Below are 24318 nucleotides of genomic sequence, written 5' to 3'. Positions count from 1 at the left end.
ATCGCTGTACCACGTGTAGTTTTACTTCCACAGAAATAGAACTTCTTTTAGACATTAGAAAAACTCCCATCATTAGTAGTAGTAGTTTTTGTTTTTTCTACTGTCTACTATGATGGGAGCATATCACTGTCAGACGCTTAGGCTTTCTTTAAGTTTTAGTCATACAGAATAGAACTATCTCAGCTAGCAAAATGATTTAAGTACCTTTCAATTTATATGCAAATGAAGGCGTTAGTCCGGCAAAGTCTCCTGCCAAACTAGCAAGTGGCTTCAACTTATCAATAGCTATTTTATAGTTTCCTGCATAGATTGCTTCATCTATTTGGACGCATTCAACTTTTCCAAGTACTAGATGATCTACACCGACAGGAATGATCTGGTCTAGTTTAAGTTCTATAGAGATCGGCGCTTCTAGCACTGCTGGCACATTCAAAAGTTTACCATTCTGGACAGTCACTTCTGCAAGCTCAAACTCATTTTTCCCTGGTTCTACATTAGCCGACGAACGATACATCGCTTCCCCAAGCGACTCCGGTACCACATTAATTATATATTCCTTCAATTCACGAATATTAGTTAACGTATCCTTAATGCTTCCCATTCGTTCATTAACACCTGGTCCTATAGAGATTAAAAGTGTAGGCGGATTTCTAGAAGCTACAGTAAAAAAGCTGAATGGTGCTAAATTTATAATACCATCCTTACTTATTGATGAAACCCATGCAATCGGTCTGGGAATCACAGAGCCAGTTAACAATTTATACATCTCATCCTCGCTCAAATCAATTGTATTAAATGTGAGTTTCCGTTCCTTAGACAACGATTTCCCCCCTTTCAACTATAATTGATTAAGTCATAAGTCGATTCTATAATAGTACTATTATAGTCTTCTGAAATACTTATAAATCCATCTCAAATTATAAACTCGAATACAAATAAAACTAGTATGCACTTTTTTGTCAGATACTTACTTGAAGGAGAGTAATGGTATTGCCGGAATTAAATAATAATATTATGGGATACAACAAACAAAGACCATTTGACTTCACATTATCGTTAATCGGCGGCAAGTGGAAAATGAAAATCATGTATGAACTATCTTCTGATACGATTTTGCGTTATGGAGAGCTAAAGCGGAAAATTCCTGCTATCACTCACAAAATGTTAAGTTCTCAGTTAAGCCAACTAGAGAAATCTGGAATTATTCATAGAAAAGAATACCCTCAAATTCCTCCAAAAGTGGAATACTCTTTAACGCAAAAAGGAAAAAGTTTAATGCCAATATTAGAGGAAATGTGCAAATGGGGCGTAGCCAATCAAATATGAATGGAATGCTACTCATGTAGAGTGTGTGGGGATGTTGGTGAGAAAAGAGTTGTAACAGAAGAACTCAAAAGTATTGTAATGTATCTTAATGCCACTATCATTGAATATTTTGGTCTTCTAGATGATATTCTTAAAGATTTACTTCAGCATTCGCTTGAGATGTGGTAGATTCATGACTTGTTTTACAAAGACGTGGATGAAAAGGAGATGGAACTCATGCCACATTCAGGACAGATGAAACAGCTCTCCTCGGCGCTTGTCCTCCTCATGGCGGTGTCATGTGGGCTTGCTATTTTTATATTTATCCGGCTTGGGGATATTTACGAGAAGAGGAAGTTGATTACGATACTTCTGCTGGCGGTCGGTGTAGCACTGATATTTTTGGCTGTTGCGAAAAGTCTAAAATGGGTGTATGCTGCTAGTTTTATCGTTGGGATTACGACAGTAACGCCGCAAATCATCGTACCATTGGCAGCAGAGTTGGCTCCCCCTCAGCAACGAGGTAAAACGATTGGGAGTGTGATGAGCGGTCTCCTGAGCGGCATTCTACTGGCACGGACTGTCGCTGGTTTTGTCGGAGAACTGTATAACTGGCGGGTTATGTTCGGGTTCGCAGCTTCTATGATGTTTGTGTTAGCTTTTATTTTACATCGATATCTGCCTGTTAGTCAGCCGAAGTTGAAGTTATCGTACATGGAGTTGCTTCGTTCTATTGGTCAGTTGATTTTCAAAGAGCGTACACTCCGAGAATCGGCACTTATTGGAGCTTTTATATTCGGATCGTTCAGTGCATTTTGGACTTCGCTGACCTTTTTTTTGGAAGGACCAAGTTACCAGTATGGTAGCACTTTCATCGGATTGTTCGGACTGATCGGGGTAGTTGGTGCTGCTACGGCCACTGTGATTGGACGTTTGACTGATCGTGTCAGCCCCAAACGGATGATTGGAGTCATGAGTGTGATCGTCTTGCTCTCTTATTTGACATTTTGGCAGTTAGGAACTTGGCTTTGGGGATTAATTATCGGGGTCGTACTTTTAGATTTAGGCTATCAAGGTGTTCATGTATCCAATCAAGCTCGAATTTACAGTTTGTTGCCTGAAGCGGGAAGCAGACTTAATACAGTGTATATGGTTAGTTCATTTCTAGGGGGTTCGATAGGTTCAGCTTGTGGTGCAGTTGCTTGGAGTTATTGGGGATGGTCTGGTGTATGCGCTGTCGGTGGAAGTATGGCATTAATAGCCTTTTTGGTTTGGCTTGGTCATCGCTTGTTAAAACGTAATTATATTGTAAATTAGAACCGCTTATCACTGTACCAAAACAACTTTCTAAAGGCTTGGCATCACATCAATCCTGTAATTTCTGCATCAAAGCCGAGTGTGTTATAGTAAGTTATATGGATCAAAATACACTTTACAAATGGGTAGTATGAAGCTATTAGCAGCTATCTATTCGTGATCAATCTTAACGCCATGGTGTAGCAGAGGAGACGAAGTATGTTCTTTTTTATTGTATGGTTTGTGAGCTTCATTGTGTTTATGTTGCTTGCTTTTCTATTTAATATGAAGCATAAAGTCATTGTACCGTTAGTCAGTGCGCTTGCAGTTAGTTTGCTGATTCAAGTGTTGGAACAATTTTATTTGAGCAGTATTATTGTGGTTGCTTTTATTTTGTATTTTGTAGTAGGAAACATTAAGACGTTTAAAAATGAACAGCTCAAGCTAATTATAGCTATATTATTTAGTACATCCACTGTGACACTGGTACTATCTTTTACATACTTTAACCAGATTTCTAATCCGTCTGATTCTGAGATTTTTAGAGTGATGTTTATTTATTACCCGCTATTAATTATTTTCATCGCTTGCTATGCGTATATGCTCCTTTGTCTGTTTAATTTTAAAATATTACAAACTGCTAACCCGCTTCTATATATGGCGAATAAAATTCGCGGTTTTGGGCGGATGATTCGTTTGTTCTGGATTGCTTCACGGAAAGGTTTGCACCATTTGATTCAGCAAGATCATGCGAAATTACCACATATTATTGCTGCAATATTGGATGATATGGGAGGAGTTTTTGTTAAGTTTGGGCAGGTATTATCGACTAAAAAAGATATTCTACCTAGTCATTACATCGAAGCGTTTTCTAATTTACATGATCAAGTAAAACCGCTCAGTCAAGCTGAGCTGAAAAAAATCATAGCTAGCAAAATTGGCAATCTGGATGAAACGTATGCATCTTTTGATATGCAACCGATCGCAGCAGCTTCTATCGGACAAGTTCACCTAGCGAAACTGAAGTCAAACGGAGAGAAAGTGGTCGTTAAGATTTTAAGACCTGATGTGAAGCAAAAGATGACAGTGGATTTGGATTTATTAATTCAATTTGTAACATGGCTATCAGATCGTTCTTCCAAAATGAAAAGACTCGGTTTAGTGCAACTAGCAATCGGCTTTAAAGATAATCTGATCGAAGAAACTGATTTTGATATGGAAGCGTTGAATACGAATATGTTAAGAAGAGCATTTGCGGAACATAATATTCAAATAAGAGTGCCTAACATTTACTCGGAGTATTCGACTAAACAAATATTAACGATGGAGTATATTGAGGGGGAACGGTTTACTAAACAAGTAACAAGTGACGTTTCAGAGATGATCATCCATGCATTTTTAGATCAAATATTGCTGATCGGGATATTCCATGCAGACCCACATCCTGGCAATATCATGATGACCACGGATGGAGAAGTTGCGCTCATTGACTTTGGTTCCGTTGGTTATTTAACAGATGAGGAACGAAGCGGTATGTTAGGTTTCTTGATCGGTTACAGCAGTAATGATACGAAAGAGATGGCGAATGGCTTGAAAAAAGTTTGTGAGGAAGGACATTTACTTGATGAAGATCTGATAGAAAGACGTTTAAGTAGACTGATAACAGAAGCTTCTTTTTCACATGATCCTACGAGTGTAATGATGAAACGACTGATGTCGATGGTTACCGAGATGGGGCTATCTTTAAAACCGACGGTTGCTGGTGCGTTTAGGGCAATCATTACGATAGATGGGACGTTATCATCGGTAGATGAAGCATACTCCTTATCAAAAGCGAGTCAATCCTATGCAAATCATATCGATAAAGGACAATTGGCTAAGGAGCGTCTGAGTGACATTAAAGGACGATTAGAGGATTATATCCCAAAATTACTAGAGCTACCTATTCTAAAAGACAATAAAATTACCATTGCTCGCGAAGAAAATGATAATTTTCCTGATTTCATGAAGATTGTAACGGTCAGTATATTTACTGTGATATGTATGGTAGTTATGCTTACTAGCTTTTTTGTGCAAGGTGAAATAATGAGTTTCTTACTTGCTCCTTTATCTATGTCAGGCTTTGGAGTAGGTGTGATGATCCTTCTGATGTCCGTGATGAAGCAGTTAAAAGCTAAAGTATAAATCTTCAGGCTGCTCAGAAACGATGAATAAACAGTCTATTTCAGCAATATCCTGCGTCTCCAATGTTTCATGATGTTAGATTTAGTTTAGCCATTGTGTAAGGAAGAAATATAATGCTAATTTGCTGAAATCAGGTCAAAACCTAAGGAAGATATTCCACGCTATTTGCTTGAAAGTAGCTGTTTTGAAGCTCAGTTCGTATTAACAAGCATAAATATCTTCCTTGCATTTTTTAAAGTGTTGAAATCGGTGATATAGCGTTAAAATTCTTCTTTAGCAAACAGAACGGACTATAGCGAGACGAGCGAGAGGTTTGATGAACTAGCTCTGGAACAATCCAGCACAGTACTGTTCATTTGTTGTATTATTCCTCATAATACGCACCTTTCAACTTTTATTCTTTTTTAGCCACCTTCAAGTAAACTTCGTAAGACTACTCTGCTTCACGATCCAAATCGCGATGCGTAGTGAACCAGATCCACAAACCTAAAAATCCAATGGTTGCAACGATAGACAGACCGACACCTGTGAAATACATAGTAGGAGCGTTAAAGTGATCGAATAGCTGCCCACCAAGTAGACCGCCTACCATGCCAGAGATTCCTGCCATAAATAAGCCATTGAGTGCTTGCCCAGAGGTACGTAGATGTTTGGGAACTAAGTAGTTACATAGCTGTGTGACCGTGTACATGGTAATTCCGAATGTAAAACTGTGAAAGACTTGTATGAACATAATATGAATTGGTGCTGTGCTGATTGCCATCAGAATCCAGCGCAACGTGTATAGTAAACCAACAACAACCATCAAGCCGAACATGATCCGTGCCGATGTTTGCAAATAACGATCGAGCAGTAGGAAGATTGGTATTTCGATAATAGCAGCAATAAACCATGACCAACCGATAGATACTTCGCTGCCGCCGAGCTCGGTAATGAATACGGCGATGAAGGTGCTATTCATGGCATTGGGAATCGAGAGCAGCACGACAAAGATTAGGAATAAAATAAAGACTGGCTGCGTTAGCAAAGAGAACATATCTTTGCCGATTCCTTTTTTAGCAGATATCTGTTTTCTTTTCTTCGGAAGTTTGAAGCCAAGTAATAACGTAATTAAAACAAAAACACCGTATAGATACCCCAAATTTTCTACACCTAACCATTGGATGACTGGGCTGGCAATTAAGATGATGATGGCGAAGCCGAGTGAACCCCATAACCTAAATGTGCCGAAAGAATAAGGAGTTCCTTGGATTGTTTGGAAAATAAGACTGCTCGTCAGCGGATTTAGTGCGGTTTGGAATGAATAAAAAATGATCATCACAATTAAAATCAACACAAAATCGCTCAATTGGAAATAGATTTGGCTCAAAATAATGTTTCCAGTTAACATAATGAGCAAAATAAGCCGTGTATTTTGCGTCCTGTCGCTCCAGTAGCCCCAGAATGGGTTTGCGACAATCGAGATCATGGGACCCATGGACATTAATAGCCCGATTTGAAGATTGGTAAATCCGATGTTCTGAAAATAAATAGGCAGGAACGGATTAAGCAGTGACCAGGAACCGAACATAAATAAATTGAATAATTTCAATTGTAAGTACGGATCATACTCTCGTTTTTTGAATAGTAGCATACATTAGGGCCTTCTTTACTAGAGTTATGTATTGGATTGTACTACAAATAATAGGTTTCGTCATGTTGCGTACCACATTTTTCCGGTAGGATAACTCGAAAACATCCCCTCGCAGAGTACATGCGAGGGGATGTTTGGCATTGGTTTGGATAATAGCATAATTCGGAATGCCAATGTTTGAATTTGCTTATAAATAAAAGAAATTGTTAATTATGAAATGGATGCGGAAAGATTTGATTTTCTTGCAATTAAATAAGTTTATGCATGCATCCAGCTAGTGTTACTTCCGGTTCTAGGGCAGGATGGAAACTTGTCTCCAATATTTAGCTGTATCTTTTCGCCATCATCATTGATATATTGACCAGCTTCGGTTACTTTGTCACCTGTTTGATGTTTATGTTTTGTATGGCGCCACGTGGTGTCCCTGCCTGTTTGTGGACATGGCGGAAAGGTGTCGCCTCGTTGCAATTGGCGTTTTTCTCCAACTTCACATACATAGCTTCCTGTTTCCATAACCTCGTCATGAGTGCGGTGTAAATCAATCACTGTTTTCATTTTTAGTCCATCCTTTCAATGATAGATTAGTGAACTACATTGTTGTAATATCACTTGCCTATTATTAACCCTCTCGCCCTTGTTTGAAACAAATTATTTTTATAGTGAAAACATGTTTCAACGTTCTATTAAGTGGTTAATGTATAGTAAGAAGGTTGATTCATAATCCATTTAGTATAAATACAATAAAACATAAAGGAGAGATTTCAAATGGCAAATGAAACGAAAAGTAGCGGACTATTACTAGGCACGTTGATAGGAGGTACAGCAGGAGTCATTGCTGCGCTATTACTTGCTCCTAAGTCAGGTGCCGAGATGCGGGAGGATCTCTCGAATAATTATCAAACTCTGTGCAATAAAACGAAAAACTTAGTAACAAGCGCTGGAGATACAACAAAGGAAGTAGTTGGTACTGTAAAGGAAGAAGCAGCAAGTCTTGCTAAACATGCCAAAGAGTCTAATCAAAATATTAAAGAAACCATATCCTCATCAGCCGAGGATATGAAGGATAAGCTGGCTACTGATAAATAATAATCTTTTGGTTATTGAGAGTATATAAAGGTTAGATGCGGAGCTGCACTAGTTGCAGCTCCGTTTTATTTTGCATGTATAACGAATTTACCCATTGGATGACTAACGGCAGTTTGTATATCTAGTTTCGACCATTTTCCGCTAGTCTTCGTTTTGAACCCCAAAAAGCCGTTGATTGTTATCTCAATGAACAATCAACGGCTACCTATCGCGTCAATAGAAACAAACCGTTCGGCCTTCTTATTCATGTAACGGGTTATCCGCTAATATTTTTTGTAGCTTCTGGATCGCCCGTCTTTGGATGCGGGATACGCTCATCTGTGAAATACCTAAATGCTCAGCAATATTACGTTGTGATTGTTCGCTTTGATAGATAAGCTCCAGGACAAGACGTTCTTCTTCTTTTAGGTTAGTCATTGCTTCTGCTAGATCGAGTCGCTGCTCAAGTGTCTTATAGTCGTCAACTTCCGAACTTATCATATCTCCAATAGATGCGCTTTCACTTTCGGCCGAAAGCGGAGTATCTAGAGAAACATATTGATAGGAATCATTGGAGGATAAAATCTCGATAGTTTCTTCCTCAGACAATTCCATATGCGCTGCAATTTCATCAATACTTGGTGAGCGGTGAAGTTTTTTCGTCAATTCCTCTATAGCTTTACGTATTAATAAGCCTTTTTCTTTTATTCTTCGCGGTACTTGAATGTACCAGGATTTATCACGCAAGTAGTTTTTTAAATAACCGACTAAACTTTTCATCGCGTAGCCTTCAAATGGAATAGCCCGGTCAAAGTCATATTGTTTAAATAATTTCAGCATGGACAGCTGAGCGACTTGAAATAAATCTTCATATAAATCAGGTCTGCTGCGCGACATATTAACAGCTGCTATTCGAATAAGAGGCTTGTAATGAAGTAGCAGCTTGGTAGCAATCTCATTACATTCATTGTTTTGATACATTTTTATCCATTTCATTGTCTGTTCTTCATTAGAATTGGAGGAGTTGTTATTCATATGCTGTCCTCATTTCCGCCCATTCGTTTTATTAAGATGATCTCTGTTCCCAAGTCAGAGCAGACTTTAACGCTATCCATTAAAGCTTGCATCATAAAGATACCTAAACCTCCAGCAGCGATTTCCTCTAACGGTTTGTCATGATGGGCAGCGGTCGATACTACATTTTGTTCGTATTTAAAACTGCTACCGTAGTCTTTAATGGATATATGCATGCTATTATCCTCTAATGTAAACGAAATATCAATAATACCGTTATGACAATCATTATAAGCGTGGAGCACGGCATTCGTACATGCTTCAGATACAGCTACTTTCATATCTTCCATTTCCTCGTATGAAAATCCAGCCTTGCTAGCAACTCCATATAAAGTAAGCCTGACGATATCTATATATGCTGCATCGGCAGGTATAGTTAGATAAATTTTAGTTTCATTCAAAGCACTCATTCCCCTCTAGTATAGTCTAAATACCCTTTACTTTTTTCCAAATCCGTAATGTAGACATAACGCCATCAACAATTGCACTAGTCAGTTGCTTTTCGCTTTGTTTAACTGGATGCTGTTGCTCCTCGATTGTTACAGCAAGCTGTGTAGCCGATTGCTTGGCGATACCTGTAAAAGCCTGGACAGTTTGTCCAATATCATTGGCTGCATCAAACACGCTGTCTAAGGAGCTTAATTTCGATTTGACATCTATAGTCATTTCGTTTGTATTGTGAACCGCCTTTTTTATATCATCAGAAATATGAGAGACATCCACCCGAACTTGTCCAATCATAAGTTGCATTTCTTCTATTGCTGCCCTGAGTACTTTCATCGTTTGTACAATGGAGTATATTAAAATAATAGATCCAATGGCGATAATGACAATGCCTATTTGCATAAAAAGCTCCACAATGATCACATCCTCTTTTAGAATACTTACCCTCTATTAATGATTTTGAAACATTGCAGTTTAGAGAGAAATAAATTCCTTTTATGCATGAACATATATCATAATGTTATAATTAGACTAATCTAGTGATTGGATAAGGAGTGAGAGGAGACTATCATGCCGGCAAATAAGAGATTTAGTATTAGAATGAAAATTGCTATAGGGTATATCCTCGTCATTTGCTGTTTAAGCATATCGATTGTTATTGCAACAGATAGAATTTCCGCACTGCAAAAAGAGGTGCAAAATATTACAACTAGTGATATCGAAATTCATAATCTCATTGCTTCCATTCGGAATGCTGCATTAAGTATGGAAACAGGGCAGCGCGGGTTTCTATTAACAGGTGATGAGGCTTATCTTGAACCATACAAAAGTGGGAAATCACAGTGGGAAGCGAAATATAATAGTTTGTATTCGTATCTTTCTGATGATTTGAATACGAAAAGTGAGCTGGAGGAAATTAGGGTATACATTCAAAGCTGGATTGATTATACGGCTGAACCTGCTATCGCATTAAAGCAAAAAAATAAGCTGGCGGAGTTAGAAGATTTTTATAGTAGTGAAGCAAGTAAACAAAATATAGACGATTTACAAGGGAAGTTTGAATCCTTGCATGCCAAGGAGATACAGGCTACAAAGGCGTATGTCAGCGAACTTGAAAACAGAAATAGATTATTGATAATAGGTATTTTTGTCATGTTGCTTATCGTGACGGTTGTCGCTTTTATCATTGTTAGCTTCGTATCAGGTTCCATTGTTAAAACGATCAAGCAAGTTGTCAAAACGATTACAGATATTTCTTCTGCTGAGGGTGATCTGACTACTAGAATTAAAGTGAATACGAGAGATGAAATTAAGGATTTAGTTGAGGCAACCAATGAGTTGCTTTCCAGCCTGGAAATGAAAAACTGGATTCAAACAAAGGTGGCGGAGGTTGCCACAATGGGGCAAGGGATTAATGATCTTACTCAGTTAGGGGAAACCTTTCTCTCCAAAGTTGCTCCAATGATTAATGCGTCGTATGGTGTATTTTATATACGAAAGGATACGAATAAGCAGTCACAATTCGTGAATATTGCTTCCTACGCCGGACAGACTGAACCGTTTGGAAAAACATCTTTTAATATGGGAGAAGGGTTAATTGGCCAATGTGCCCTTGAGAAGCGTATTTTTCTATTGAATGGTCTTCAGGACCATCCAGCAATGATTACATCTGCTATCGGGCAAATACAGCCACAAAGTATTCTCGTATTACCTATTGAATATGAAAATAAAGTAGAGGCAGTTGTAGAGTTTGCTTCGCTAGAATCATTTACTTCACAGCATTTGAAACTATTGGAAGCTATTGAAGATGATTTTGGCATTGCGGTTAATAATGTAGGCGGCAGGATGGAAGTCGAACGACTGCTACGTGAATCCCAAGTGATGACAGAGGAACTCCAATCGCAAACGGAAGAATTACAATCGCAGTCGGAGGAGCTGCAGATGCAGCAAGAAGAAATGCGCATGACGACGGAACATCTAGAAGAGCAGAATTTGATAGCTGAGCAGAAAACAAGGGAATTAGAAAAGATCAAAGAGGAACTAGAAAATTATGCAGAACAGCTTAGAAAAAGCTCGCAATATAAAACTAATTTTTTAGCTAATATGTCACATGAACTAAGAACACCATTGAACAGTATTTTAATTCTCTCTCAGATGCTCGCTGATAATGAAAACCTTACTTTAAATGAAGATGAGACAGGTTATGCAAAGGTTATTCATTCGTCGGGACAAGATTTGCTGAAGCTGATAGAAGATATTTTGGATTTATCTAAAATTGAAGCAGGTAAAATGATATTAACGATTGATGAAGTGAATGTAACGGAAATACCAGAGTTAATGCGTCATGCCTTTGATCCTATCGCTGAGAAGACCGGGATTGCGTTTAAGGTGGAGATGAGTGAAAAGCTTCCGTTAACGTGGCATACGGATGGTCAGCGACTACAGCAAATTATGAAAAACTTGTTATCTAATGCATTTAAGTTTATAAAAGAAGGCTATGTAGAGCTGTCGTTGAAGCTCGCTGATCAAGCTGCTGTTGAAAAAATCTTACCGATGTACAGCCATGAACAGGTACTGGCCATATCAGTGCGTGATACAGGTATTGGCATTCCTCTTGATAAGCAGCAATTGATATTTGAAGCTTTTCAACAAGCAGATGGCGAGACCAACCGTGAGTATGGAGGAACAGGTCTTGGACTTTCGATATGCAGTGAATTTGCCAAATTACTTGGCGGTAAAATCACGCTGGAAAGCGAGGAGGCAATAGGAAGCATCTTCACCCTTTACTTGCCCAATCTAGATGAAGCGAAAGCAGAAAGGCTGATGAAGGGGCATGTAGAGGTAGCTGTTGCAACAGAGTCTCAAGTTGTTGTTATAGACAATCATAACAGTTGTGAGAATCAGAAAGAAAAAGGCAGTATTTTCTTTAATAATTATACGAACACGTTATTTGAAAATAAAAAAGTATTGCTTGTTGAGGATGATGCCCGCAATGTATACGCGTTAGTCAAAGCACTTGAAAAAGAAGGTGTACAAGTAACCGTAGCGGGGAATGGTTATCATTGTATGGAAATATTACAGAACGATGCCAACTTTGATCTTATCCTGATGGATATTATGATGCCGCTTATGGATGGATTTGAAGCGATCAAGGCGATACGAGATAACCCTGCTATGCAGGATATGCCGATTATTGCGCTTACTGCAAAGGCGATGAAGAGTGATCGTGATCGTTGTTTAGCAGCAGGGGCTTCTGACTATATCAGCAAGCCTATCCAGTTGGATCAATTATTATCCTTGATGCGAGTATGGCTTACAAAGTAGGTGAAGTATTGAATAGTCAAAGGGAAGATATCGAAATTACTTTATTGCTGGAAGGTATATATCGCGCATATGGTTTTGATTTTCGTCATTACTTGCGATCCTCTATCCGCAGAAGAATTATAAATCGAATGCATGCCGAGGGGCTGTCAAACATAACCGCATTGCTTGAAAAGGTGCTGCACGAACCAGATTTTATAACTACTTTATTAAATGACTTCTCTATTCGTGTAACAGAAATGTATCGGGATCCGGAGTTTTTCTTAGCGTTACGGGAGAAGGTTATTCCGATCATTAGGCATTTACCTGAAATTAGAATATGGCATGCTGGATGCTCGACAGGAGAAGAAGTTTACTCTATGGCCATCCTGTTACAGGAAGAGCGACTGCTTGAAAAAACAAAAATATATGCAACGGATATGAATGAGCATGCAATTGAACATGCGAAAGCGGGTAAATTCCCCTTGAAGCGGATGCAAGCTTTTACGAAAAACTATTTGCTGGCTGGAGGGCAACAAGAGTTCTCAACATATTATATAACAGATCATAAGTATGCCAATTTTAAGCCAGATATAGCAAAGAATATAGTGTTTGCGCAGCATAACTTAGCAACAGACAGTTCATTTAATGAGTTTCATCTTATTTTATGTAGAAATGTATTAATCTATTTTGATCCTGTTTTACAACATCGTGCCTATCATTTATTTCATGAAAGTTTAACAACAGACGGTTTTTTAGCATTAGGTAATATGGAATCTATTATTTCTGCTAATAAAGCACAGTATGATGAAGTTGTACCTTGTCAAAGAATTTTTCGCAAACGTCAATAGATGATCACAAGCGAGAAGGAGCCATGAAAGCAATCGCTTCACCGGCTCCTTCTTCATTATGATTAGAACGCAACATTACAACAGTTATGCAGTCTTATTTTTCGTTAAAATGACCTCCGTCCACTGATCAATCGTTTCAACGCTAACTTCATCCATTAGAGCTTGCATCAGATAGATGCCCAAACCGCCGACTGGCAATTCGCTAATATCTGCTGCCCCAAGAGGCGCAGCTTTTTCCAGCACCTCTGTATATTCAAACGTCGGGCCTTTATTTTTAACTCGGATCGTCAGGTTGGACTCTTCAGGTTGGAAACAGATATCAATACTGTTGTCCGTACCTACTGAAGAACCGTGCAGGACAGCATTGTTGCAGGCCTCCGAAACAGCGACTTTCATATCCTCAATTTCCTCATAAGAAAAGCCTGATTTTGTAGCAACGCCATAGAGACATAAACGAACAACATCGATATAATCAGCATGGGCTGGAATTTGCAAACGAATCTCTTTCATGGTTAAGCTTCGATCCCTTCTGTTAAATATCCAGAAATACCAGTCAAATCAAATAGACGTTTTATGGGTGGTGGGATATCTTGGACTATAAAAGGCGCATGTATTCCATCACGAATTTTTAGGATGGAGACAATGATCCCGATTCCAGTGCTATCGATATAACTCAAGTTCTTTAAATTCAAAATTAATGCTTTTTCAGTTCGTTTGATTACAGGATCGAGTACTGCCCGAAATTGCTGTACAACTGCAAGATCCAAATCTCCGCTTAGATATAAAACATATGCCTCATTATTTTCCTCTTGCTTAATCTGAAATGGATTGACAGACATTAGATTCACCCCGGTCATTATTATTTAAAATACAGTTTGCAGAGAACGTCATTCTTACTCAGAATTAATATGATAATAAGATATAAAATCCAAATCTCCGTTGTCTGGGTTAATAAAAAGCTTTAATACTGCTTCATTCCGCTGAAAAACCAGACCATCTTCAGCAATAAAGTCCGGCTCGCCAAGTGCCGCTCTTATAGTCTGTATCGATACAGGAATTTTACTTTCATCTAAATATAGAAAAGATTTTTCTTTGTCAAATTCGATGCTATCCATGACATTATCTCTAAAAATAATGTTCATATCTGCATATTCATAGATCTGAAATTCTGCAAAATAGCGATCAACAGTTATTCGTTGCGGAGTTCCCTTTTTTTCGACTACTGTTTCCATATCATCATCAAGTGAAATGCCATTAACTGAATTTAAATGTATCTTCTCTGGGGCAGCATGAATAACAGAAATCGTACTTTCTTCGTCTGCAAACGGATTTGGAAGTAACAAACTACCTAATAGATAACTGACTACTAAGACAATTTTCATATCATTTTACCTCCTGATACAATATTCATTCACTACTCATATATAAACCAAATAAACTGGTTTGAAACATAAAAGGAATAGTATTGTGCAGGACAGTATATTAGTCTACTTACATGTTATCTTAACTAGGCAAATATCATCGTTTTGATTAGTTTGATTGTGTTGTGGCAGCAACTGCTGAATAATGGCAGCGGGCTCTAAATTATGTTTATCATCCAGTGACGCAAGAAGCTGTTCAATTGGAACTTCGGCGCCGTTATTTAATGAATCGGTGAGCCCATCTGTAAATAAAATAATGTTCATATCTTTTTTGTAATGTAAAATTTTTTTATTTACTTTTAAAGTGTGAAACAATCCGATTGCTCCACAACAATGTTCTAGCAATTCAATTTTGTCGTCCACATATACAATGCCTGTCGGATGACCTGCATTCACATATTCCATTGTTTTGTGCTCAGTATCGATCACCATATAAATAGCGGTAAAATAGTAATTAATAAATTCATCCTCAATATGCAGCTGATTCATATAACGATTTAGCTCAAGGATGGCCTGCTCCATATCGGAAATACGGGTAATCGTATCTCTTAGCATTGATGAAATATACATACAAACTAAAGATGCGGAGATACCATGACCCATCATATCTAACAAAATGATACTATAACGATGCTTGTCGATCTGGTACCATCCATAGAAATCGCCTGCAAGCACAGAAGACGGCTGATAAACAGCTCGAATTTCGATGTTATCGTCATCAATTTCTTTACTAAGTACACTAAGCTGCACTTGTTTCGCCAGTTCTAGTTCATTTTTCACTCGTTGATCACGTTCTTTATGCCAATCGATTTCCTTTTTCAGCCTTAGAGCGGAACGAATTCGTGCCAGCAGTTCCATGCGATTTATTGGCTTCATCACATAATCACTGGCACCTGCATCAAGCGCTTCAGCCATTTTATTGGAATCGCCGACTGCCGTTACGAATATAATCGGGATATCCTTGAAACGTTCATCTTTTTGTAAAACTTTACAGGCTTCTAGCCCGTCAATAACAGGCATCATCATATCCATCAGAATGAGCTCAGCTTCTCGTTCCTTCATTATGGCAGAATGAACTCCTAATATATCAAATAATTCCTGGGCAGAGGAGGCAAATTTTAAATTCACATAACCTGCTTTATTTAATATAGTTTTAATAATAAGCTGATTGGCAGCATTGTCATCGACAATTAGGATACTCATTGCTTAGCCTCCTTCCATAAGATTTTATATTACTATACCATACTCGAAAGACCTACCCTTGAGGGTAGGTCTTTTCAGTATGGTGAGAAGTACAAAATTTAGAAATAGGGATAATAGTAAATAGCAGGGTCATACTCTTCACCGAAGTACTCTGTTCCACTCCACGCAATAACTAGCACCTTATCTAGGTCCATCTCGGCTTCCAAACGTTCAGCTTCGATTTTAGAAATACCGAGTGATCTCATTTTTGCACGAAGCTCATTACCAGTTGAGCGGAATATATTAGCAATGGCTGTGCCCAGACCTTCTTCAGATATTCCGATTGTAGCTGCATCTGTCTTATCTGCAATACGAGAGGTTCTGTCTTTATCATGAGTGAGTACGAAGATATTTTCATTTAAGTATCCCTCATTTTGAAATAATCGTACTTGCTCCTGAACCTCTGTAATGCTGTCCACAATACGTACTTTTGTCGTTGATAAGTTATTTACATGCTCCATTGTTATTCCTCCTCAAATTTAATGAAATGATTTTTTTTGCTGTAAACAAATGATTGGCTAAACTTTCCGTATTCTACCTAGAATAAGGGAAGCAATAAATAAAATGATAAAAAGAACGAATAAAACTTTGGCGATTCCAGCTAGAGCAGATGCGATTCCTAAAAAACCAAAGATAGCTGAGAAAACCGCTAGTAAGAAAAATAGAAATGTCCATCCTAACATCATAATCACCTCTTTTTCATGTTGGCGTGAATGATTGGCTTGCTATGTAATAACCAGATTATATGAATTTGAAACAGTTTGAATTTGTAACGTTTCAAAATGACGATAAGTTAATAGAAAAGTTAAATATAGATAATATAGTTATATTTGGTCATTCCTTAGGTGGATATGTTGCACTGGCATTTGCCGAAAAGTATGAACATAAGCTGCTGGGATTAGGCCTTATTCTCTCCACTGCATTACCAGACACAGAAGAAAAGAAACAGAAACGACGTCAAGATATAGACGCAATTTCGGTTCGAGGAACACAGAGCTATGTTAGAAAGCTTATACCAAAGCTGTTTGCAGCGTCTAATATGGAGAAAATGAAAACGGAAATATCCACTCTTATTGAGGTGGGCTTGCGAATGAATGCAGAAGGAATGAGAGGAATTCTTGAGGGGATGCAGCTGCGACCAAACCGAAGCCATGTTTTGGCTAATGCGTCATACCCTATTTTATTAGTTGCCGGGGCTGAGGATCAGATTGTATCGCCGACTGAAACTTTTTCAGTTGCACCAGAAGAATTAACGTATTCAACATTTCATTACCCACATATTTTGTAAAATACATTTGAAAATGTTGCACATATGAGCTTAATTGAAGTACCTAATCAGCTATCTCGTGTCATGAATAATTACTTGACAATCCTATATGAGAAAAAGAAACTTCGAGCATAGCATATTATGAAAAGATCTGACAGCCCCATGAAAGGGGCTGTTTTTTATTTAGTCGTGGACAGAGGCACGCATCACAAAGCATTTCCCTCACATCTGTATGGAGAATGCATCATCACATATGGAGTTGGTTGCGGTGCTAGTGAAAAAGTATTTTATGATAAGATAGGGATAGAAAAGATATTTATAGGACGGTGCTTTATGCTCTATTATTTTTTTGCATTGCTAACTGCATCTATCATCTTATTGCTTAATAATTTTCGCAGTGAAACGAATCGTTGGGCGGCTTTTTTCTTATGTAGTGCTTCTATAGGTGGATTATCTGATTTTTTGCTAAATCTTGAATGGATGGGATGGTCGCAGGCTGTTCAATTTTTGAATCATACGCTAACCCCATACGGCGTGCTCATATTTAGTATCGTGTACTCAGAACGGTTTCCACGCAGTAGAACTAGGTTATATCTGAAATGGTTGCTGCTCATTCCTGTCGTGGTTATGCTAGTAGTGACTTTATTTTCTTCAGATTTGAGAATCGATTTTAGGTTTTTGTTAGTATGGGTCGCTCCTTATTATTTGCTATCTTGCTATTTGCTACTTTTCTCTCTCTGGAAGGAGCGAGATCGGCGAAGAAGACGGAATCGATTTATCGCAACGGTAATTATTGTACCGACTTTGCTTGCCGTGCTTGTACTCATTAATATAGGTAATGTGATTGCGCCCGGATATGACTTTTTTCGTTATGTCTCTCTGTTTATTGTTTACTCACTTATCGTGGCGCTGCTTTGTACGTTCGTTTACGGTGTGCTTGGTGTTAAGCTTCGCTTCGAGCGGGATCCGCTAGAGAGCACGATGAAGGTTGTTAGTACTGGAGTAACGCTGTTGAACCATACGATTAAAAATGAAATTGGCAAAATCGCGATCAGCACCGAAAATTTAAAACATATTGCACCTGATAGAACCGATGAGTCCGCTCAGCATTTGCAGATTATTTCGAATGCATCCGATCATATGTTGGCGATGGTGACCCGCATTCATAGTCAGACGCAGAACATTGTTTTGCGGGAGCAACCGTGCGAGCTGGAAGTGTTAGTTGACGAATGTCTTATGCAACATCAGCAATTATTTGACAGCCAAGGAATTAGTATCAAGAAAACTTATTTCTGCAAGCCAATCATTTTAGGCGATGCTGTTCATTTGAAAGAAGTTATTGGAAATCTGCTGAAGAACGCTCAAGAAGCGATGTCTCAGGGAGGCATGATTGAAGTTCGTCTAGATACAATGAAAAAAGGTGTTTACTTATCGATCCAAGATAGTGGGAAAGGGATTCCGGCAGATCAGCTTGTCTTTGTGGTCGATCCATTTTATAGTACGAAACATAATGCTCAAAACTTCGGTCTAGGACTTTCCTATGCTCATAATGTGATGAATAAGAGTGGGGGATCGATGGAGGTGGCGAGCAGAGAAGGTAGTGGTACGCTGATCACGCTTTATTTTCCACGTAAAAAAGTGTTTCAATGGAACAGGGGTGAGTAGGATGAGTCAGATTAAAGTGTTGCTTATAGAAGATGATCCGGATTGGATTAAAGCGATGACAGCTTTTTTGAATAAAGAAGAAGATCTGCTGATAGTTGGTGCTGCAACGAGAGCGGCGGAGGCGATCGAATTGGCGAAGACAGTTGCGTTTGATGTGTTGCTGCTGGATATTCAGCTATCTGAAAATAACTTGGAAGGAATTTATCTAGCTGCTGAAATTCATGACATTCATCCGGCAAAAATCATTATGCTCACCTCTTTAATTGATCCTCACGTTATGACACAAGCCTTTACGGCAGGAGCGATGCAATATGTGGAGAAGGAGAATTTTAGAGAACTCCCTTACACGATACGTAATGCCTATCATCATCCTTCAGCGATGGAAGCCCTCTTAACAGAATTTTCTAGATTGAAACGGGAAGAACAGTTGCAGTCTCTCACTACCGCTGAGCGAGAAGTATTCGAGCTGATAGAAGAAGGCTACACGCAGTCTCAGATTAAAAAGAAATTGTACAAAGCCGAAAGTACGCTAAAAAATCAAGTGAATACGATGCTAAAGAAGCTAGGCGTTAAAAGTAGTAAAGAAGCGGTGGAAAAAGTAAGACGCAAAGGGTTAGTTAACAAAAAGAATCAATAAAGAGGTACTACATCGCGTAGTACCTTTTTTCGTGCGGGCCTATAAAAGTTGGAACTAACCGAGAAGAGGGAGATTATTTATAATGGCAATAAGGGAAGGGATCAAACATGAACAACGATGGAAGCAAACAAGTGGAGCCGATCATTCTGCTCATAGATGGTCATTGCAATTTATGTCATGCGATTACTAGATTTGTAATAAAGCGAGACAGCGCTAAGCGATTCCGGTTCGCCTCGATTCAGTCTAAGCTGGGACAACGTCTGCTGTTGCAGGGTGGATTAGCTACTGACGATTTAGATACATTTGTGATGGTACAGGGCAATATGTTTTATACGAAGTCTGACGCTTCATTGCGAGTATTTCGAGAATTGAAAGGACTTTGGCCGCTATTATATGGCTGTTCCGTGGTCCCGTTGTTTTTAAGAAATCTAGTATATGATTGGATCGCTAACCGTCGGTACCGTTGGTTCGGCAGAACGGAAGTTTGTTTATTACCAACCGCGGAGCTGCGAAGTCGAATAATAGATGATATAGATGAGGTGACTGCCAGTGAGAAGGAAGCCGATTTACGTAGAGATAGATATTAATACAGATATGGATACGCTTTGGCATTACACACAAAGACCGGAACTGCATGAACAGTGGGATTTGCGATTTTCTGAGATTAGATATTTGCCACGGGAAAAGGACGACGATAAGCAACATTTTCTGTACCGGACGCGGATCGGATTCGGTCTCAATATTGCAGGTACGGGAGTAACAAAAGGGGGAGTTCGTACAGCAGAAGGGGAACGCTTCTCTTCCTTGTCTTTTAGCTCAGAGCAGATTATTTCTTTGATCAAACAGGGAAGAGGTTATTGGAAATATACCCCTCACGATAACGGTGTCACCTTTGTCACACAGTACGATTACGAGACGCGATTTGGTCTATTGGGCAAGTGTTTTGATTATGTGTTATTTCGTCCGTTGTTCGGGATGGCTACTGCTTGGAGCTTTGATGTATTGCGAATTTGGTTGGAAAAAGGAATTCAGCCGGCACTTAGTATGCAGCGGGCTTTGGTACATTACTTAAGTGTGCTGATGATCTCCTTGCTGTGGATTTATCAAGGATTGGTGCCGAAAGTATTGTTCCCCGAAGCGGGGGAGCTTGCCATTATGCAAGAGATCAGCTTGTTCCATGGTTGGGAGAGCGAATTGTTATGGTGTCTAGGGATAGCAGAAATAAGTATCGGTTTACTTACTATTCTTTGGCATCGGAAGAGATGGATTTATATGCCTCAAGTCATACTATTGACGCTTCTAGCCGTTGTTGCTCTTATAGGTACTCCTGAATTGCTAAAACAACCATTTAACCCACTAACGCTTAGCGGATCTATGATTGCCTTTTGTCTGTTAGCCAGGCTATCTAATCGTGAACTGCCCCAAGCAAAACGATGTATACGTAAAAGGAGGCGTATTTAATGGGATCAATTTATGAAAAAGCATTAGGTGATGCTTTCTTAAATCTTCATCCCCGCATCCGTCAACGATTTGGATTTAATAGTCAAGACCAGATCGCCTCAATCGGCTATGGTATGATGGATCATATTTGGTATTCCAAATGGGTAACACTACCTCTATATGTAGGAACGAAGAGACATATCATGTTTCCCCAAGGTGGTACAAATATTCCATTTATGATCGAAAACTTTGCTTATGTGGACCAGTTCGGACGAGAAACCGTTACTTGGAATCGACAATTTAAATTTCCGAATAAAATTAGACGCTTCGATGCTACCATGATATATAGCGAAGAACGGGAACGGATAGTCGATTACTTAGGCAACAAACAACATTTGGCTGTCGATCTCGCAATTTCTGTAGAACCAAACGGAGGCATACGAATCAGATCACGGGACCAGCGCTTCTATGAAGGATGGCTGCAATTTCCTTTCCCACGGCTATTTACTGGGATTGCCGATGTATGTGAATGGTACGATGACTCGGAGGAACGGTATAAAATATCTGTAGCAGTTAACAATCCGCTTATCGGATCAGTATTTCGATACCAAGGTACTTTTCAAACGCAATTCGTTAATATGAAGTCTTCCGTAATTCCACTGGATATTAAGCCACTTCGTGAGGAACGAAGGGAATAGAAGAACTAATTTTTTTTTTTGAAAAACAAATTAGATAAATAAGGATAGAAATGATGGGGGGGATAAAAATGAAGCGACATAATTGTCCCTGTTGCGGTTATCCGACACTTGAAGAAAGACGGAATTGGGAAATTTGTAGTTTATGTAATTGGGAAGATGATGGACAAGATGACCCTCATGCAGATCAAGTTTGGGGCGGACCCAACCAGGACTATTCGCTTACAGAAGCTCGGGAAACTTCAAAAGACATTACATCATGTATAGAGATAGCCGAACAATCTTAGAACAAACGGATAAAGTGATACAGGCAAAGAAAAGTTTAATTCATGCATTTGAAAAACTTAAGACTGCTAGTGATGAAACCGTTCAACATGTATGGATGGAAATAGAATCCTTCGAAAAGATACTAGATGATATTACTCATCAAAGTACAGAACGTTATAGTAATAACATAGAGAAAAATTAAGATGCTATCTACTTAATTAATTCGGATTCCCCCGAAACAATAGTAAAAGGGTTACTTTCCATAACATTAAATGCAGATGATGGAGAATTTGTGCAAGACCTGATGGTTTGGTATAGTCAACATAAAAACGAAAATATAAGAGGGATAGCAGTTCTTTGCTTTGGACATATTGCTAGAATACATGGAGTAGTTAACAAGGAACTAGTTATCCCACTTATTAATGATGCATTACAAGATGAGAGTGAATTTGTTAGAGGACATGCTTATTCAGCTTTAGAAGATATAACAATGTTTTGTAAGTAGGCTTTGGAGATTATCTCTCGATTATCGACAAATACTAATTGTGTATTATGTTTTCATATATAATACTGAGATATAGCAAGAAACATGTGTTATAGCGGTTCGAGGAAATTGGCGGACATCATATACCTACCGAGAATATTATTAGACGACAGGATACTTCCATTCAAAACTTACATGCTCATCTACATGTAATCGACCATCTACTTGTTATAGATAACAGCGAGACAGAAGGTGTCATTATTCTAGGTGGAGATAACGGTTCAATAACATATCGTACAGATGATCTTCCAGCGTGGAGTGAATCTATCGTACATAATTTACAGTCTTTATAAGAGCAGCCAAGCAATCGGGCTGTTCTTTTTAAATATAAAGGAAAGAATAACTTCATAGATTTGCTTAATCATGCTACGATAGTATTTATAATAATTACCTATTATGGATAAGTGAAGGAAGGGGTGACTGGTGCAAGCAACGTTGGTTTGGCCCAGTTCGGATTGAACTTGATCATCATGATGTTGATTTGGCTACGAAAGTATTAGGGATCAGTCAGATCCCAAGGAGGATATAGAACGTGAATAGTGAACTTTCTCAGTTTGTGAGTGAAAGTTTTATAGGTCCATTGGTGTTTATCATCATGTGTAGCATTCTTTATGTTGTAGTTGGATTGCTACTATATAGATTTATTTTTAGCTGGGTACCGGAAGTATTAATTAAGCTAATAGGTGCTGGCGGATTAATATATTTAATTATTTTTATTTCAGGACGTTTCGATGATGTCAGGGTGCTAGTATCTAGATATAGTGGTCAGCAAATGGTGATTGCTTTTTTCGTATTTTTTGTTTTGATTGCTGTAATTATCGGACTTTTGCTGAGCAACCCAAAACCAAAATCGAAAAAGCGTACCGCTAAATCATCATCTAGCAGATCTAAAACTTCTAAAACTATTATGCCAAGGAAAGAGAATAAATCAGATCAAGAGATTTTAAATAGTTCATTCGATCAATTGTCGGGTGCGGAGTTTGAGCGACTTCTTGCGCTCTATTTTCGAGATCAGGGATATAAGGTAGAAGAAGTTGGTGTTGGTGGTAATGATGGCGGCGTGGATTTGGTCATTATAGACCAGCGCGGTGAAAAAACAGCTATACAGGCAAAGTGCTATGCTGATCATAATAAGATCGGTGTATCTGTTGTGAGAGAATTGGTTGGCGCAAAACGTAATCATGACTGCATTCTTAGTCTACTTATTACAACTTCAGATTTGACTGGACCAGCTAAAAAAGAAGCAGACCAATTCAAAGTGGAGTATTGGCATGGCGGATTACTTGATCATAAGCTTAGAGCTTGGGGCAAATGGCAACCAGATGTTAATAAAAGAAAAAATAAAGTATCTACTGAATCCTTGGCTAGAGCGGAAATACAGACCGCTCAATTACAGACTGCAGCAACTAAAGATGTTTGTTCATGTGGTGCAAAGCTGGTGCTTAGAAAGAGTCGGGAGGGAAAACAGTTTTATGGTTGCTCTACATTTCCTAAATGTAGGGTGACACGATCGATGTAGTTGATTTGTATTTCTAGCGATATATTAGTAAGAACGTACCTAACTTGAGGGAAGAGGATGGGAAAGATTAAAGTGTATTTTTATCTTTCCGCCCTCGAATACTTCAATTTTATGAATGAGTTTTTGTTAAGCAGTTATTAAAAGTAGAAAAGTAACCCATTGCGTTATTATTCCCCAAAACCAAGCAATTTCAGCTGTCGTAAAAGACTGTTTCGATTTTTGATCGAGCCCAGACAAATGTCCTATATATCTATCCTTGTACCTCAGAACCAAACTAGAGACTTGACCATCCTTCATTTTAATCCGACGACATCTACTGCGAGCCGAACTTCTTTCCGCTTCTTGTAACAGCCCTTATGATTTTTTCCCTCAGTATATGGAGCATCCAACCTCTTTGATATAATATGTCGAACATAACAAAAATTAGCCCTTTTCCTTCATCGCCAGATCGTTTTCTTACTCCAAGTTT

27 protein-coding genes are annotated in these 24318 nt (G+C 38.6%); 15 read left to right on the top strand and 12 right to left on the bottom strand.

The window, feature by feature from the left end; all coding sequences use genetic code 11:
• Positions 1-196: 196 nt before the first annotated feature.
• Positions 197-820 (bottom strand): flavin reductase family protein, encoded by a 624-nt coding sequence (locus tag ACFSTH_RS06855; protein ID WP_377770958.1) that lies wholly within the window; start codon positions 818-820, stop codon positions 197-199.
• Between the two features lie 194 nt (positions 821-1014).
• Here ACFSTH_RS06855 and ACFSTH_RS06850 point away from each other — a divergent pair, with 194 nt between their 5' ends.
• The 3 genes from ACFSTH_RS06850 (at position 1015) to ACFSTH_RS06840 (ending at position 4785) form a co-directional block, all read left to right on the top strand.
• Positions 1015-1326 (top strand): winged helix-turn-helix transcriptional regulator, encoded by a 312-nt coding sequence (locus ACFSTH_RS06850; RefSeq protein WP_377770982.1) that lies wholly within the window; start codon positions 1015-1017, stop codon positions 1324-1326.
• 216 nt (positions 1327-1542) lie between these two features.
• Positions 1543-2622, top strand: a complete 1080-nt coding sequence (locus tag ACFSTH_RS06845; RefSeq protein WP_377770956.1) for an MFS transporter — start codon at positions 1543-1545, stop codon at positions 2620-2622.
• A gap of 198 nt (positions 2623-2820) precedes the next feature.
• Positions 2821-4785: an ABC1 kinase family protein gene (locus tag ACFSTH_RS06840; protein ID WP_377770954.1), complete on the top strand. Its 1965-nt coding sequence runs from the start codon at positions 2821-2823 to the stop codon at positions 4783-4785.
• Positions 4786-5218: 433 nt separating this feature from the next.
• Here ACFSTH_RS06840 and ACFSTH_RS06835 read toward each other — a convergent pair whose 3' ends face one another.
• Together ACFSTH_RS06835 and ACFSTH_RS06830 are read right to left on the bottom strand one after the other, a co-directional pair.
• Positions 5219-6418 (bottom strand): MFS transporter, encoded by a 1200-nt coding sequence (locus tag ACFSTH_RS06835; RefSeq protein ID WP_377770952.1) that lies wholly within the window; start codon positions 6416-6418, stop codon positions 5219-5221.
• A gap of 258 nt (positions 6419-6676) precedes the next feature.
• On the bottom strand, positions 6677-6973 hold the full coding sequence (locus ACFSTH_RS06830) for a hypothetical protein (protein WP_377770950.1): 297 nt from the start codon (positions 6971-6973) through the stop codon (positions 6677-6679).
• Positions 6974-7183: 210 nt separating this feature from the next.
• Between ACFSTH_RS06830 and ACFSTH_RS06825 the strand changes: the two genes are divergently transcribed.
• The gene (locus tag ACFSTH_RS06825) at positions 7184-7504 is read left to right on the top strand and encodes a YtxH domain-containing protein (RefSeq protein WP_377770948.1); all 321 of its coding nucleotides are present in this window, start codon (positions 7184-7186) and stop codon (positions 7502-7504) included.
• A gap of 240 nt (positions 7505-7744) precedes the next feature.
• Here the strand turns inward: ACFSTH_RS06825 and ACFSTH_RS06820 are convergent, their stop codons facing one another.
• Genes ACFSTH_RS06820 through ACFSTH_RS06810 form a run of 3 tightly spaced genes read right to left on the bottom strand, consistent with a single transcriptional unit; the run spans position 7745 to position 9415 of the window.
• The gene (locus ACFSTH_RS06820) at positions 7745-8518 is read right to left on the bottom strand and encodes a sigma-70 family RNA polymerase sigma factor (protein ID WP_377770946.1); all 774 of its coding nucleotides are present in this window, start codon (positions 8516-8518) and stop codon (positions 7745-7747) included.
• Positions 8515-8967, bottom strand: coding sequence for an anti-sigma B factor RsbW (gene rsbW, locus ACFSTH_RS06815; RefSeq protein ID WP_377770944.1), 453 nt, complete (start codon positions 8965-8967; stop codon positions 8515-8517). The genes ACFSTH_RS06820 and rsbW overlap by 4 nt, the downstream gene beginning before the upstream one ends.
• Positions 8968-8983: 16 nt before the next feature.
• The gene (locus ACFSTH_RS06810) at positions 8984-9415 is read right to left on the bottom strand and encodes a DUF948 domain-containing protein (RefSeq protein WP_377770942.1); all 432 of its coding nucleotides are present in this window, start codon (positions 9413-9415) and stop codon (positions 8984-8986) included.
• 156 nt (positions 9416-9571) lie between these two features.
• Here ACFSTH_RS06810 and ACFSTH_RS06805 point away from each other — a divergent pair, with 156 nt between their 5' ends.
• Both ACFSTH_RS06805 and ACFSTH_RS06800 read left to right on the top strand, forming a co-directional pair.
• A complete protein-coding gene (locus ACFSTH_RS06805) occupies positions 9572-12325 on the top strand; it encodes a response regulator (RefSeq protein WP_377770940.1) in 2754 nt (917 codons plus the stop codon).
• A complete protein-coding gene (locus ACFSTH_RS06800) occupies positions 12310-13152 on the top strand; it encodes a CheR family methyltransferase (protein WP_377770938.1) in 843 nt (280 codons plus the stop codon). Before ACFSTH_RS06805 ends, ACFSTH_RS06800 begins: the two co-directional genes overlap by 16 nt.
• Before the next feature lie 84 nt (positions 13153-13236).
• Here ACFSTH_RS06800 and ACFSTH_RS06795 read toward each other — a convergent pair whose 3' ends face one another.
• From ACFSTH_RS06795 to ACFSTH_RS06770, 6 genes are all read right to left on the bottom strand, one after another.
• Positions 13237-13662 (bottom strand): ATP-binding protein, encoded by a 426-nt coding sequence (locus ACFSTH_RS06795; RefSeq protein ID WP_377770936.1) that lies wholly within the window; start codon positions 13660-13662, stop codon positions 13237-13239.
• 2 nt (positions 13663-13664) lie between these two features.
• On the bottom strand, positions 13665-13991 hold the full coding sequence (locus ACFSTH_RS06790; RefSeq protein WP_377770934.1) for an STAS domain-containing protein: 327 nt from the start codon (positions 13989-13991) through the stop codon (positions 13665-13667).
• A gap of 54 nt (positions 13992-14045) precedes the next feature.
• Positions 14046-14534 (bottom strand): hypothetical protein, encoded by a 489-nt coding sequence (locus ACFSTH_RS06785; RefSeq protein WP_377770932.1) that lies wholly within the window; start codon positions 14532-14534, stop codon positions 14046-14048.
• Positions 14535-14639: 105 nt separating this feature from the next.
• Positions 14640-15776 (bottom strand): SpoIIE family protein phosphatase, encoded by a 1137-nt coding sequence (locus tag ACFSTH_RS06780; protein WP_377770930.1) that lies wholly within the window; start codon positions 15774-15776, stop codon positions 14640-14642.
• 98 nt (positions 15777-15874) lie between these two features.
• Positions 15875-16276: a general stress protein gene (locus tag ACFSTH_RS06775; protein ID WP_377770928.1), complete on the bottom strand. Its 402-nt coding sequence runs from the start codon at positions 16274-16276 to the stop codon at positions 15875-15877.
• Between the two features lie 57 nt (positions 16277-16333).
• On the bottom strand, positions 16334-16498 hold the full coding sequence (locus ACFSTH_RS06770) for a DUF1328 domain-containing protein (RefSeq protein ID WP_377770980.1): 165 nt from the start codon (positions 16496-16498) through the stop codon (positions 16334-16336).
• Positions 16499-16560: 62 nt separating this feature from the next.
• On the opposite strand from ACFSTH_RS06770, the gene ACFSTH_RS06765 reads away from it, so the two are divergent.
• The 9 genes from ACFSTH_RS06765 to ACFSTH_RS06725 all read left to right on the top strand — a co-directional run bounded on the left by ACFSTH_RS06765 (position 16561) and on the right by ACFSTH_RS06725 (position 23849).
• Entirely contained in the window at positions 16561-17103 is a 543-nt protein-coding gene (locus tag ACFSTH_RS06765) for an alpha/beta fold hydrolase (protein WP_377770926.1), read from the top strand.
• A gap of 312 nt (positions 17104-17415) precedes the next feature.
• Positions 17416-18747 carry a sensor histidine kinase gene (locus ACFSTH_RS06760; RefSeq protein WP_377770924.1) on the top strand — a complete coding sequence of 444 codons (1332 nt, stop codon included), beginning with the start codon at positions 17416-17418 and terminating at the stop codon, positions 18745-18747.
• Position 18748: 1 nt separating this feature from the next.
• Complete coding sequence (locus ACFSTH_RS06755; RefSeq protein ID WP_377770922.1) at positions 18749-19384, top strand: response regulator; 636 nt, start codon at positions 18749-18751, stop codon at positions 19382-19384.
• A 107-nt stretch (positions 19385-19491) separates the two neighbouring features.
• Positions 19492-19971, top strand: coding sequence for a thiol-disulfide oxidoreductase DCC family protein (locus tag ACFSTH_RS06750; RefSeq protein WP_377770920.1), 480 nt, complete (start codon positions 19492-19494; stop codon positions 19969-19971).
• Positions 19934-20845 carry a DoxX-like family protein gene (locus ACFSTH_RS06745; protein WP_377770918.1) on the top strand — a complete coding sequence of 304 codons (912 nt, stop codon included), beginning with the start codon at positions 19934-19936 and terminating at the stop codon, positions 20843-20845. The genes ACFSTH_RS06750 and ACFSTH_RS06745 overlap by 38 nt, the downstream gene beginning before the upstream one ends.
• The gene (locus ACFSTH_RS06740; RefSeq protein ID WP_377770916.1) at positions 20845-21522 is read left to right on the top strand and encodes a DUF4166 domain-containing protein; all 678 of its coding nucleotides are present in this window, start codon (positions 20845-20847) and stop codon (positions 21520-21522) included. Before ACFSTH_RS06745 ends, ACFSTH_RS06740 begins: the two co-directional genes overlap by 1 nt.
• 68 nt (positions 21523-21590) lie before the next feature.
• Positions 21591-21806 (top strand): CPCC family cysteine-rich protein, encoded by a 216-nt coding sequence (locus ACFSTH_RS06735; RefSeq protein WP_377770914.1) that lies wholly within the window; start codon positions 21591-21593, stop codon positions 21804-21806.
• A gap of 272 nt (positions 21807-22078) precedes the next feature.
• Complete coding sequence (locus ACFSTH_RS06730) at positions 22079-22291, top strand: hypothetical protein (RefSeq protein WP_377770912.1); 213 nt, start codon at positions 22079-22081, stop codon at positions 22289-22291.
• Between the two features lie 571 nt (positions 22292-22862).
• Positions 22863-23849: a restriction endonuclease gene (locus ACFSTH_RS06725; RefSeq protein ID WP_377770911.1), complete on the top strand. Its 987-nt coding sequence runs from the start codon at positions 22863-22865 to the stop codon at positions 23847-23849.
• The last annotated feature ends 469 nt before the right edge of the window (positions 23850-24318 follow it).

The sequence above is a fragment of the Paenibacillus yanchengensis genome, from assembly GCF_042684845.1.
Taxonomy (GTDB): domain Bacteria; phylum Bacillota; class Bacilli; order Paenibacillales; family Paenibacillaceae; genus Pristimantibacillus; species Pristimantibacillus yanchengensis.
This window is presented reverse-complemented; position numbering and strand designations above follow the sequence as displayed.